This is a genomic window from Propylenella binzhouense (assembly GCF_009866965.1).
GTDB classification, from domain to species: domain Bacteria; phylum Pseudomonadota; class Alphaproteobacteria; order Rhizobiales; family Afifellaceae; genus Propylenella; species Propylenella binzhouense.
This window is the reverse complement of sequence record NZ_SPKJ01000057.1, coordinates 15,334-26,884: the sequence shown is the minus strand read 5'-3', so window position 1 is coordinate 26,884 and position 11,551 is coordinate 15,334. Positions and strand designations below refer to the sequence as shown.

The 11,551-nt window shown below is 69.8% G+C and carries 11 protein-coding genes; 5 read left to right on the top strand and 6 right to left on the bottom strand.

Annotated elements, in window-relative coordinates:
* Both E4O86_RS15125 and E4O86_RS15120 read right to left on the bottom strand, forming a co-directional pair.
* A partial coding sequence (locus E4O86_RS15125) for a Y-family DNA polymerase (RefSeq protein WP_484573212.1) occupies positions 1-431 on the bottom strand: 431 nt, incomplete at its 3' end.
* Position 432: 1 nt separating this feature from the next.
* On the bottom strand, positions 433-1,293 hold the full coding sequence (locus E4O86_RS15120; RefSeq protein WP_161141389.1) for an ImuA family protein: 861 nt from the start codon (positions 1,291-1,293) through the stop codon (positions 433-435).
* A gap of 242 nt (positions 1,294-1,535) precedes the next feature.
* On the opposite strand from E4O86_RS15120, the gene E4O86_RS15115 reads away from it, so the two are divergent.
* Together E4O86_RS15115 and E4O86_RS15110 are read left to right on the top strand one after the other, a co-directional pair.
* Positions 1,536-2,564, top strand: a complete 1,029-nt coding sequence (locus tag E4O86_RS15115; RefSeq protein WP_161141388.1) for an ABC transporter substrate-binding protein — start codon at positions 1,536-1,538, stop codon at positions 2,562-2,564.
* 16 nt (positions 2,565-2,580) lie between these two features.
* Positions 2,581-3,351 carry an ABC transporter permease gene (locus tag E4O86_RS15110; protein ID WP_246206423.1) on the top strand — a complete coding sequence of 257 codons (771 nt, stop codon included), beginning with the start codon at positions 2,581-2,583 and terminating at the stop codon, positions 3,349-3,351.
* 15 nt (positions 3,352-3,366) lie between these two features.
* Here E4O86_RS15110 and E4O86_RS15105 read toward each other — a convergent pair whose 3' ends face one another.
* On the bottom strand, positions 3,367-4,431 hold the full coding sequence (locus E4O86_RS15105) for a lysine-2,3-aminomutase-like protein (RefSeq protein ID WP_425500132.1): 1,065 nt from the start codon (positions 4,429-4,431) through the stop codon (positions 3,367-3,369).
* Positions 4,428-5,432, bottom strand: a complete 1,005-nt coding sequence (epmA, locus tag E4O86_RS15100; protein WP_246206427.1) for an EF-P lysine aminoacylase EpmA — start codon at positions 5,430-5,432, stop codon at positions 4,428-4,430. Before epmA ends, E4O86_RS15105 begins: the two co-directional genes overlap by 4 nt.
* Positions 5,433-5,576: 144 nt before the next feature.
* On the opposite strand from epmA, the gene efp reads away from it, so the two are divergent.
* Positions 5,577-6,200: an elongation factor P gene (gene efp / locus E4O86_RS15095; protein WP_161141384.1), complete on the top strand. Its 624-nt coding sequence runs from the start codon at positions 5,577-5,579 to the stop codon at positions 6,198-6,200.
* A gap of 2 nt (positions 6,201-6,202) precedes the next feature.
* On the opposite strand, the gene E4O86_RS15090 is transcribed toward efp, so the two are convergent.
* Positions 6,203-7,855: a histidine kinase N-terminal 7TM domain-containing diguanylate cyclase gene (locus tag E4O86_RS15090; RefSeq protein WP_161141383.1), complete on the bottom strand. Its 1,653-nt coding sequence runs from the start codon at positions 7,853-7,855 to the stop codon at positions 6,203-6,205.
* A gap of 232 nt (positions 7,856-8,087) precedes the next feature.
* Here E4O86_RS15090 and E4O86_RS15085 point away from each other — a divergent pair, with 232 nt between their 5' ends.
* Positions 8,088-9,920, top strand: a complete 1,833-nt coding sequence (locus E4O86_RS15085) for a putative bifunctional diguanylate cyclase/phosphodiesterase (RefSeq protein ID WP_205520896.1) — start codon at positions 8,088-8,090, stop codon at positions 9,918-9,920.
* Here the strand turns inward: E4O86_RS15085 and E4O86_RS15080 are convergent.
* Complete coding sequence (locus E4O86_RS15080) at positions 9,904-10,545, bottom strand: LysE family translocator (protein WP_161141381.1); 642 nt, start codon at positions 10,543-10,545, stop codon at positions 9,904-9,906. The genes E4O86_RS15085 and E4O86_RS15080 overlap by 17 nt on opposite strands.
* Positions 10,546-10,684: 139 nt before the next feature.
* Between E4O86_RS15080 and E4O86_RS15075 the strand changes: the two genes are divergently transcribed.
* Positions 10,685-11,314, top strand: coding sequence for a glutathione S-transferase family protein (locus tag E4O86_RS15075; protein ID WP_161141380.1), 630 nt, complete (start codon positions 10,685-10,687; stop codon positions 11,312-11,314).
* The last annotated feature ends 237 nt before the right edge of the window (positions 11,315-11,551 follow it).

Sequence of the window (11,551 nt, the reverse complement as noted above, 5' to 3'; positions counted from 1 at the left end):
CCGGGCGCGAGGACGGCCGGTCCCGAGAAGCGCGCCGCGGCCCAGGCCGCCCCTGCGGTCGAAGCGATCGCCGCGGTCGCGGCGAGCCCCTGCGCCGCGAGACGGTCGAGAAGGTCGGCCGCGAGCCGCGCCTCCCCGCCCCCGCCGCCGCGATCCGCGAAGAGATGGGCGCAGCCCGTGATGTCGAGGAAGAGCCCCTCCGGCGGATCGAGCGCGACGAGCGGCGTGTACCGGCCGCACCAGTCCGCGAGGCCCTCCAGGAAGGCGCGGTCGCCGGCCGCGTCGGCTTCCTCGACGAGAAGGTCTGGGACGGCCGCACGCGCATCGGCGAGCCCGCTGCCGACCCGGACGCCCCTCGTCTCCGCGACGCGGTCGACCGCGACGACGCGCAGCGCATTATCGGCCTTGGCGACGACGGCCCGCGGCCGCATCTCAGGAGGCGCGCCGGAAGCCTTCTCCCGCCGGGCGGTCCGATCGGTCGAAAGGCGGGGCAGCCAGAGCGACAGGATGCGCGTCGGCCGCGTGGCCGGCCGGTGTCTCGAAGCGTCGCTCATGCGCGTTCCATTCCAGGATGTGGGCGCCGGTGCGGCCGGCCCGGTTCTTCTCGATCTCGACCCGCCAGGCCGGCCGGCCGACGCCCGCGGCATAGAGGCCGACAGGACCGGCCGGCGCGAATCCGAGCCGCCAGCGTGTTTCCGCCGCGGTCGGCTCGGGCGCTGCGCCGAAGCGGAGCAGGAAGCCCGTGACGCCCGCCTCGTGCGCCCGCAATGCGCAGCGCCGGGTCTCGGTGAGGTCGATGTCGGCGCCGCGCCGCAATTCGCAGACGGCCGCCGCGAGGCCGCGGCAGGCGAGACCCGCCTCGAAGGCCCAGAGCGCATCCGCCGGCCGCTCCGTCACGACGGAGACGATCAGCGCCGGGTCGAGCCCGAGCGCGAGGAGCCCGGGCGCATGGAGCCTGCCCGCCTCGCGGCAGCTCTCCTCGGTTCCGATCCACAGGATCGGCCGCCGGCCCGCCTGCGCCGTCAGGCGGATCAGGCAGGCGGCCGCGAAGCCCGCGCCGGCCGCGCCCTCGCGGGTCTCGGCGGTGCGGATCTCGTGGAGCGCCGCACAGGCGAGACCGCCGCCGAGTGCCGCGTCGAGCGGCGGAATCCCGAAGGCGAGGCGCGCGATTCCGCCGCCGGGCGTGTCTCCGTCGACGGCCATGCGGTCGTCCTCCGCAGGCCGGCCTTCGATGCGGGCGATCTCGCGACGCAGGCGGCAAAGCTCCGCCCGCGCCTCGGCGGGGGTGGCCATGGCGTGCCCGATCCGATTTGTTTCCTATTTGTTCTCATGGATTCCAGAGCCTCGGCCGAGAGTCAAGCGGGTGCGGATTTCCGCCTGTCGCAGAGAAAGAGAGAAGGACGGCAGGCGTACCGGCCCGGCATAAGCGGCGGCCGCGCCGTTGCGCTGCTCCCAAGGACGTGCGCCGGCGACCCGGACTGGCACGGTCCCTGCATCGTCGATCGGACGAGGAGAACGACGGAGGGAAGTCCTTCATGCCGAACACGCGCATTGCGATCCTGGCCGCCTTTGCCGGCCTCCTTCTCGCCCAGGTGCCGGCCGGGCCGGCACAGGCCCAGACCACGCCCGTGAAGTTCACGCTCGACTGGAAATTCGAAGGGCCGGCCGCACCCTTCCTGCTCGCCAAGGAGAAGGGCTACTTCGCCGAAGAGGGCCTGGCGGTCACCATCGACACGGCGGCCGGATCGCTCGAGCCGATCAACCGCGTCGCCTCCGGCACCTACGACATGGGCTTCGGCGACATCAACTCGCTCATCAAGTTCGGCGACCAGAACCCGCAAGCGGCGCTCAAGGCCGTCTACATGGTCTACAACAAGCCGGCCTTCTCGATCGTCGGCCGCAAGAGCCTCGGGGTCGCCGCGCCGAAGGATCTCGAAGGCAAGACGCTCGGCGCGCCCGCCCCCGACGGCGCCTATGCGCAATGGCCGATCTTCGTCGAGGCGAACGGCATCGACGCCGCCAAGGTGAAGATCGAGAATGTCGGCTTTCCCGTCCGCGAGCCGATGCTCGCCCAGGGCGCCGTCCAGGCCATCACCGGATTCTCCTTCTCCTCCTACATCAACCTCAAGGCCGCCGGCGTGCCGGCCGACGACATCTCCGTGCTTCTGATGGCGGATTACGGCGTCGACCTCTACGGCAACGCGATCCTCGTCAGCCCGGCTTTCGCCAAGGCCCACCCCGAGGCGGTGAAGGGCTTCCTCGCGGCCTTCAACAAGGCGCTCAAGGAGACGATCGCCGATCCCGCCGCAGCGGTCGAGTATGTCGTCGCCGCCAATCCTGTCGCCACCGAGGCGACCGAACTCGAGCGGCTGACGATGGCGGTCGAGCAGAACATCGTCACCGACGAGACGAAGGCGAACGGGCTCGGCGCGGTCGACGAGAAGCGGCTTGCGAGCGCCATCGACCAGATCGGCCTCACCTACCAGTTCAAGGCGAAGCCGCAGCCCGGCGCCGTCTTCGACGCCTCTTTCCTGCCTGATGCGGAGGCGCGCAAGCTGCCCTGACGCACGCCCGCCGGCCATGAGCCGCAGCACCCTCGCCTGGCTCTCGCCGACCGTCTTCATCGTCGCCTCGCTGGTGCTCTGGGAGGGCGCGGTCCGCATCTTCGCGATCCCGCCCTTCTTCCTGCCGGCGCCGACGGCGGTGGCGGAGGCCTTCGTGCGCTTCTCCGGCGCGATCTGGCGGGAATCGATGGTGACGCTGACGACGACGCTGATCGGCTTCGCGCTCGCCATCGTGTTCGGCCTCGCGCTCGGCCTCCTCGTCGGCTGGTCGCGCGCGATCTATGCCGGCCTCTACCCGCTGATGATCGGCTTCAACGCGGTGCCGAAGGTCGCGGTCGTGCCGATCCTGGTGCTCTGGTTCGGGCTCGGCGCGGTGCCGGCCGTGCTCACCGCGTTCCTGATCTCCTTCTTCCCGATCGTGGTGAACGTCGCCACCGGCCTCGCCACCACGGAGCCGGAGCTCGAGGACATCCTGAAGGTGCTCGGCGCCTCCAAGTTCGACATCATCCGCAAGGTCGGGATCCCGCGCGCCCTGCCCTATTTCTTCGCATCGCTCAAGGTCGCGATCACGCTCGCCTTCGTCGGATCCGTCATCTCGGAATCGGTCGCCTCGAACCACGGCATCGGCAATCTGATGCTGCAGGCGCAGGCCCAGTTCCAGGTGCCGCTCATCTTCGCCGGGCTCGTCGTGCTCGCGGTGGAGGGCATCGCCATGTACGCGCTGATGGCCTGGCTCGAGGCGCGGATGACCGGCTGGGCGCATCGCGGCGGCAGCAGCCGGCCGTGAGGCGGGACCGGCGGATCAGCCCTCCCGCGGCTCCGCTTCGGGCGGGTAGGCATGCGCCCGGCCCTCGAAGTCGGTGACGACATGGGCGCCGTCCCCGCCGGCGAGATAGGCCGGCCCGACCGGCACCTTGCCGTAGCCGCCGGGTATGTCGAGGACGTAGGCCGGCTGGCAGAGGCCGGAGACCCGCCCGCGCAGCGCGCGCATGAGCGCCTGCCCCTCGGCGATCGACGTCCGCAGATGCGAGGTCCCGGGCGCGAGATCGCCCTGATGCAGGTAATAGGGCTTGACGCGGTTCTCCACGAAGGCGCGCATCAGGGCGGAAAGCACCGCCGGGTCGTCGTTCACGCCCTTCAGGAGCACGCTCTGGCTGACGAGCGGGATGCCGGCATCGGCGAGCCGGGCGAGTGCGGCCGCGGCGGCCGGACCGATCTCCCGCGGATGGTTGGCATGCACGGCGATCCAGGTCGCAATGCCCTCCGCCTTCAGGGCCGCCGCGAGCGCACCGTCGACCCGCTCCGGCGCGACCACCGGCACGCGGCTGTGGAAGCGCACGATTTTCACGTGGCCGAGCGCGGCGATCCGGCCCATGAGATCCGCGATCCGGCGCGGCGCCACCGCCAGCGGATCGCCGCCCGTCACGACCACCTCCCAGATCTCCGGATGCGCGCCGACATAGGCGAGCGCACCCGAAAGCGCCTCCTCGGAGAGCGTCGCGGGCCGTCCCGGCCCGACCATCTCGCGCCGGAAGCAGAAGCGGCAATAGACCGGACAGACCGAGACGAGCTTCAGGAGCACGCGGTCCGGATAGCGGTGGACGATGCCCGGCACCGGGCTGTGGGCGTCGTCGCCGATCGGGTCGGACCGTTCGCCCGCCGCGCCGGAGAGCTCCGCGGGATCGGGCACGAACTGGCGCGCGATCGGATCGGCAGGGTCGGCCGGATCCACGAGCTCGGCCATAACCGGGCTGATCGCGACGGCGTAGCGCGCCGCGACTGCCTCGAGCGCACGGACGCGCTCGGCCGGCACGAGCCCGGCTTCGGCGAGCTCGGCCGGGCGGCGGAGCGTGGCGGAGCGCGTCACGGGCAAGTCCCTTCCTCCGCCACCGGCGTCCAGACGACGTCCTCGATCCGGGGCGCGCCGGCCGCGACCATCACCAGCCGGTCGAGGCCGAGCGCGATGCCGGCTGCGGGCGGCATGCGGGCGAGCGCGGCGAGGAAGTCCTCGTCGATCGGATAGCGCTCGCCGTGGATCCGCATCTTCTCGTCCATGTCCGCTTCGAAGCGCCTGCGCTGCTCCTCCGGGTCGGTCAGCTCGCCGAAGGCGTTGGCGAGCTCCACGCCGGCCACGTAGAGCTCGAAGCGCTCGGCGAGGCGCGGATCCGCGGGCTTGCGACGGGCAAGCGCGGCCTCGCTCGCCGGATAGTCGCGGAGGATCGTCGCGCGCCCGATCCCGAGATGCGGCTCGACGCGATCGGAGAGGATCCGGCTGAAGACGTCCGACCAGGTGTCGTCGGCCGCCGTGCGGATGCCGATCCCTTCGGCGGCGGCGGCGAGCGGCGCCGGGTCCGGCGGATCGCCCGCGCCTGCGGGCAGCGTCGCCATGAGATCGATGCCCGCGTGCCGCAGGAACGCTTCCGCGACGCTGACGCGCTCCGGCGCGGCCGCGGCATCGGCGCTCCGTCCGCGCCAGGCGAAGCGGGTCGCGCCGACCGCCTCGGCCGCAACCCTGAGCACCGTCCCGCAATCCTCCATCAGCGCCTCGTAGCCCGCGCCGGCGCGGTACCATTCGAGGAGCGTGAACTCGGGATGGTGGAGCGCGCTGCGCTCCCGGTTCCGGAACACGCGCGCGAAATCGAAGATCCGCGTCTCGCCGGCGGCGAGCAGCTTCTTGCAGGCGAATTCCGGCGAGGTGTGGAGATAGAGCCTCGTCGCGCGTCCGTCCGCCCCCTGCAGCTCGGTCGCGAAGGCATGGAGATGCGTCTCGTTTCCGGGCGAGACCTGGAGCGCGGCCGCTTCCACCTCCACGAAGCCCTCCGCCTCGAAACGGCGCCGCAGCGCGGCGACGATGCGTCCGCGCGCCATCAGGAACGGCCGGCGGTCGGCGTGCACGCGCGGATCCCACCAGGGCGACGGGCCGGGTGCGGCGGAAGCCGCCGCAAGCCCGGGACCGGCGGGTTCCGGGCAAGCGAGATGTCTGGTCATTTCATTCCGGATCGGTTAGTGCGCATGCACGTTTTCCGGCCGCGCGGCGCGCCGCCGTTATCGCTCCAAAGAGGTTACGACGTGAAGGTCATCGCCAGTTCCGTGCGCAAGGGCAATATTCTCGAGATCGACGGGCAGCTCTACAACGTCCTGTCGGCCGAGAGCTTCTTCCCGGGCAAGGGCACGCCGACGACCCAGGTCGAAATGCGCCGGCTGTCCGACGGCGTGAAGACGGTCCAGCGCTACAAGACGACCGAGCAGGTGGAGCGCGCCTATGTCGAGGACCGCGAGCACACCTACCTCTATCAGGACGGCAACGATTACGTCTTCATGAATCCGGAGACGTTCGACCAGATCCACGTCCCGGCCGACGTGATCGGCGATCAGGCGGTCTACCTTCAGGAAGGCATGGCCTGCCAGCTCTCCATCTTCGAGGGCGCCGCCGTCTCGATCGAGCTGCCGCAGCGCGTGACGCTCGAAGTGGTCGAGACGGAGCCGACGGTGAAGGGCCAGACGGCCTCCTCGTCCTACAAGCCCGCGATCCTCTCCAACGGCGCGCGCACCATGGTGCCGCCGCACATCGCCACGGGCACCCGCATCGTCGTGATGACGGCCGACGGCTCCTACGTCGAGCGCGCCAAGGACTGATCTCAGGCCGCCCTGCTGTCCCGGCCGACGCTCGGATCCGGGCCGGCATCGTCGGCCTGCCCGTAGCCGACCACCCTGTTCCGGCCCTTCAGCTTCGCCCTGTAAAGCGCCTCGTCGGCCCGCCTCACCAGCGTCTCCCAGTCCCGGCCGTCCTCCGGATAGGCCGCCACTCCGGCCGAGAACGTGGCCGGCTCGACGCCGTGCCGGCGCTCGGAGGTCAGCCGCCGGAACGCGGCCGCCCAGCGCTCGACACGCTCGATGCCCTGCTCCGCACCCATGCCGGGCATCAGGACGAGAAACTCCTCGCCGCCGATGCGGAACACGAAATCCGTCTTCCGGACGGATTTCTGGAGCAGGCCGCCGATCGCCCGCAGCGTGGCGTCGCCCGCCTGGTGGCCGTGCTCGTCGTTGAGCTTCTTGAAATGGTCGAGATCGAGGATCACCGCGGCGATCGGCCATTCGCGCGCCTCGGCGTCGGCGAGAAGATCGTCCCGCATCTCCTCGAAGAAGCGGCGGTTGTAGACGCCGGTCAGCGGATCGCGGATGGCGTCCTCGCGCAGCCTGTTCTGCAGTTCCATGTTGGCGCTGAGCCTGCGCTCGAGGGCCTCGAGCGCAAGCCGCAGCTGGTTCTCCATCTGCTTGCGGTCGCTGATGTCGCGCAGCACCAACATGGCGCCCACCATCCGCCCGGCCTGCAGGAGCGGAATGCGGCGCACCTCGATGCTGCTGGCCGGCCGGATGCTCGCCTCCCAGACCTGGCCGCCGGTCGGCAGTTCGGACCAGTGCAGCGGATCCGTCACGGCCGAGAGGACCGGAAGGTCGCGCATATGGCGGCCGACCGGAGCGACATCCGCTCCGGCGAGGATGCAGGCGGCGCGGTTCGCTTCCACGATGACGCCGTTCGGGTCGAGCACGATTACGGCATCCGGCAAATGGTCGACGAGCGCGTTGCGCGCGATCGGCGGCAGGTCCACGAAGTCGCGGCGCTGGATCAGGAAACCGAACACCGCGCCGGCCGCGATCAGCCCGAAGGGGGTCGGGTCGAACGCGAAGAGCGTCCCCGATCCGCTGACATAGATGATGTTGCCGATCCACGGCAGCGCGATCGCCGCGATCAAAGCGAGATAGTGCGACCGGTAGAGCGACGGCGCCCGGTGCAGCGCTGAAACGGCGGCGAAGACGGTCACCAGCATGCCGAAATAGAGCACTGCGGTGACGAGGAAGAACCACGGCCCGTGCTCGTAGACGAGCTCGTTGGCGGGGCCCCCGGCCATCGGGTGGATGGACGTGTAGAGGAGGTGATGGCGCCCGTTCGTGAGCGCGATCAGAAGCGTCGCGGCCGCGAATGCGGCGGCGAGGCCGACCAGCAGGCGCTCGCGCCGGATCCTGCGGCCGTTGACATAGCTCCAGACGAAGAAGGTCCAGCCCGCGGGCGCGAGCACGATGCCGGGCCAGGCGAGTTCCGCCCACAGCACCTTTCCGCCCGGGTCCGGCATATGCCACTCGAGTGCCGCTGCGAGCGCCCACCATGCGGCCGCCATGTGCATCAGCACGAAATGGAACCGCCCCGGGAAGGGCGGCATGCGCGTGCTTCGGAACGCCACCCAGGCCACCGCGGCGGCGATGAGAAGAAGGAATGCGGAGGCCGTGTTCATGGATGCTCGGGCACCGGGACCCTGGCGGTCCAAGGTGGCGATAACGGCCAAGGGTAAACGATCGGTCGAGAAGGCGACGTTGCGACGATCTTGCCGCACCCGTTGCGGACAACGAGAGCTTGCCTGGCCGCTCCCGAACGCAACCAAAAAGTCATCCTCCTTTCAGAAAATCAACCTCTCGTAAACGGTCGACGGCTACCGTGTCTCTGGGGATGGCATGGAAGCGGGCGACATGGGATACCGGAACCGGGCGGCTCTGGAACCGCCGCACAACGCGCGCGAGGACGCCGAGAGCGTTCCCAGGCAGAACTCCGCCCCCGCAATTCAGGCGCTCGCGCGCTGGGAGATCGACCAGACCGAGCAGAACCGCCTCTTCCAAGCGGTCCTGAAGAACATCACGCAGGGCGTGTGCATGTTCGACGACGACAATCGTCTGCTCGTCTGCAACGACCGCTATGCGGAAATGTACGGCCTGCTGCCGGAGCACACCCAACCGGGCACGCCTCTGCGGGAGATATTGCAGCAGCGCGTGGCGGCGGGAAGTTCCCCCATCGGCATCGAGAACTACGTGGAGAACCGGCTGAGGGCGGTTTCGTTGAGAACGGAATGGTATGCGGTCGACGAGCTGTGCAACGGCCGCGTCATCGCCGTGTGGCATCGCAGCGTCCCGGGCGGAGGATCGGTCTCGACCCACGCCGACATCACCGAGCAGCGGCGGGCGGAGGAGCAGGTCGCCTACATGGCGCAGCACGATCCCCTGACGGGCCTCGGCAACCGGCGCCGATTCCGCGACGAGATGCATGCGGCGCTTCGCCAGTGCCGCCTCGGCGGGCAGTTCGCGGTGCTCTGCCTCGACCTCGACAACTTCAAGGCCGTGAACGACTCGCTTGGCCACCCGGTGGGCGACGCGCTTCTCATGACCGTCGCGCAGCGGCTCAAGGACCGCGTCGGCGAGGCTGGGGCGATCGCACGGATCGGCGGCGACGAATTCGCGGTCGTCCACCACGCGCTCCAGACGTCGGTCGATGCCGAACGGCTGGCGCAGCACCTCATCGAGACGCTGAACGAGCCGATCGTCGCGGAGGGTCACCGGATCGTGGTCGGCGTGAGCATCGGGATCGCGATCGCCCCGGACGACGGCGCCGATCCCGACGATTTGCTGCGCAACGCCGATATGGCGCTCTACCGGGCGAAATCGGACGGACGGGGCGTCTATCGCTTCTTCGAGCCGGAGATGGATGCCCGGGCGCAGGCGCGGCGCGCTCTGGAGACCGACCTTCGGCTCGCGCTCGCCACCGGCCAGTTCGAGCTTCACTACCAGCCCCTCCTCGACGTGCGCTCGAACGCCATCAACTGCGTCGAGGCGCTGGTCCGCTGGCGTCATCCTCAGCGGGGAATGATCCCGCCGCTCGACTTCATCTCCATCGCCGAGGAGACGGGTCTGATCATTCCGCTCGGACGCTGGGTGCTGGAGCGGGCCTGCCGCGACGCCAGCGCCTGGAGGAGCGACCTCAAGGTGGCCGTGAACGTGTCGGCCATGCAGTTCCGCGGCCGGGACCTCGTGCGCACCGTCAAGGAGGCGCTGGCCGCCTCCGGACTCGCACCCGAGCGCCTGGAACTCGAAATCACGGAATCGGTGCTGATGCGCAACGATGAGGGCACGCTCGCGGATCTGCGCGAGCTGAAGGCGCTCGGCGTCCGCATCTCGATGGACGATTTCGGCACCGGCTATTGCAGCCTCGGCTACCTCCGCAGCTTTCCCTTCGACAAGATCAAGATCGACCATTCCTTCATCCGCGACATCGGGAGCCAGCCCGACTGCGAGGCGATCGTGCGTAGCATCGCCTGGCTGGGGACGAGCCTCGGCATCGTGACGACCGCGGAGGGCGTCGAGACGGCCGAACAGTTCGACCAGCTCCGCGAGATGGGCTGCACCGAGGCGCAGGGCTTCCTTTTCAGCCCGGCGATCCCGGCAGCCGACGTGATGGGCTTCGTCGCCGGCCGGCTCTGGGACGCGCTTTCGGTCCCGATGATGCTTCCCATGGGTGTCACTGCGCGCGCGTGAGGACGATGCGGAGCGCGAAGGCGCCGAACACGCCCGCGAAGACGTAGTCGATCGCCCGCGCGATCCTGGGGCTCGACCTCAGGGCGGAGGAGAAGCGATCGGCGGCCAGGATCATGGCCGTGCAGGCGGGCAGTTCGAGCGCGATGAAGTAGAGGCCCAGGAAGGCAAGCTTCGCGCCCGCATCCGGATCCTGCACCGAGACGAATTGCGGGAGAAAGGTCACGAAGAACAGCACGATCTTCGGATTGAGAAGGTTGATCCCGAGGCCCGTCGCCCAGTTCTCCAGGAAGGAGCGCCCGGGCGCGGCACGCCTCTCGAGCGTGAGCGCGGAGCCCTTCCTGATCGCCTGCACGGCGAGGAAGACCAGGTAGAGCGCGCCGGCGGCCTTCACGGTGAAGAAGGCGGCCGGCGAGGTCGCGAGCAGCGCCGAAAGCCCGAATGCCGCGAGCATCGTATGGACGAAGAGACCCGTCGAGGCGCCGAGCAGCGCCGCGATTCCGGCAAGGCGGCCCTGCGTCAGGGCCCGCCCGAGGAAGAGCGTCATGTCCGGACCCGGCGTGACGATGAGGATCGCCGCGGCGAGCGTGAATGCGCCGATCACCGGCAAGGCGGGAACGAATGCCAAGTGCCTCTCCTCAAGAAGACCTGCCCGATGCCCCGTTCGAGCGGCCGCTTCCACACGATTCTTGCGCCCCGCGCTGGACGTCGGGACGAGACAGGCCCACATGGCTGCATCCGGTCGACATGCTGAAAGGGATCAGCCGATGCCGCTCACCGAGACCTCCGACCTCGTCCTCTACCATGCGCCGCGCTCGCGCTCGTTCCGCATCCTCTGGTTCCTGGAGGAGCTCGGCGTGCCCTATGCGCTGCACCGCGTGAGCCTGGAGAAGGGCGAGCAGAAGAGCGCGGAGTTCCTGAAACTGAACCCGAGCGGAAAGGTGCCTGCCATCACCGACCGGGGCGCGCCTGTGGCCGAATCCGGCGCGATCGTCGCCTATCTCGCCGAGCGCTACGGCAACGGCCGGTTCTCCCCCGCCCCCGGCGACCCGGACCGGGGCGCCTATCTGCAATGGCTGTTCTATGCGGTCGGCGTGATGGAGCCCTGCTTCGGGGAAAAGTTCTTCAAGTGGGACGTGCCTGCCCGGCAGGCCGGCTGGGGCGATTTCGCGACCATGGAGCGCGTGATGACCGAGGCGCTTGCCGGCCGCACCTGGATCCTCGGCGACGCCTTCACCGCCGCCGACATCCTCATCGGCTCGAACCTCCACTGGGGCGTGCTCTGGCACATCCTGCCCTCGGAGGGCCCGATCGGCAGCTATGCCGACCGCTGCCGCGCGCGCCCGGCCTTCCTGGAGGCGACCCGGATCGACGAGGAGCTGGCGGCGCAGGGCTGAGGAGGCTGGCCGGCCCGCGGCCCGCCGGGACGAGAGCCCGACGGACCGCTCGGGCCAGGTGGTGGCCGCAAGACTTCACGGCGCGCAAGCAACGGCCGAGGCGGACGGGGCGGTCCGGCGAGCGCGGCCCGCCGGTAAGCTCCTTCCGCAGCTGCCTCTCTAGCAGGCATGTCTTGAAGCCGGCTGAACGGCGCACCCATCAGTTGAGCCGATTTCTTTACCTTCGGTTAGGCGCGC

What these genes read in the sequence shown, in the direction of transcription:
- E4O86_RS15120 (WP_161141389.1), bottom strand. Translation starts at nt 1,293, where the DNA reads ATGGCCACCCCCGCCGAGGCGCGGGCGGAGCTTTGCCGCCTGCGTCGC.
- E4O86_RS15115 (WP_161141388.1), top strand. Translation starts at nt 1,536, where the DNA reads ATGCCGAACACGCGCATTGCGATCCTGGCCGCCTTTGCCGGCCTCCTT.
- E4O86_RS15110 (WP_246206423.1), top strand. Translation starts at nt 2,581, where the DNA reads ATGAGCCGCAGCACCCTCGCCTGGCTCTCGCCGACCGTCTTCATCGTC.
- epmA (WP_246206427.1), bottom strand. Translation starts at nt 5,432, where the DNA reads ATGGCGCGCGGACGCATCGTCGCCGCGCTGCGGCGCCGTTTCGAGGCG.
- efp (WP_161141384.1), top strand. Translation starts at nt 5,577, where the DNA reads ATGCACGTTTTCCGGCCGCGCGGCGCGCCGCCGTTATCGCTCCAAAGA.
- E4O86_RS15090 (WP_161141383.1), bottom strand. Translation starts at nt 7,855, where the DNA reads ATGAACACGGCCTCCGCATTCCTTCTTCTCATCGCCGCCGCGGTGGCC.
- E4O86_RS15085 (WP_205520896.1), top strand. Translation starts at nt 8,088, where the DNA reads ATGGGATACCGGAACCGGGCGGCTCTGGAACCGCCGCACAACGCGCGC.
- E4O86_RS15075 (WP_161141380.1), top strand. Translation starts at nt 10,685, where the DNA reads ATGCCGCTCACCGAGACCTCCGACCTCGTCCTCTACCATGCGCCGCGC.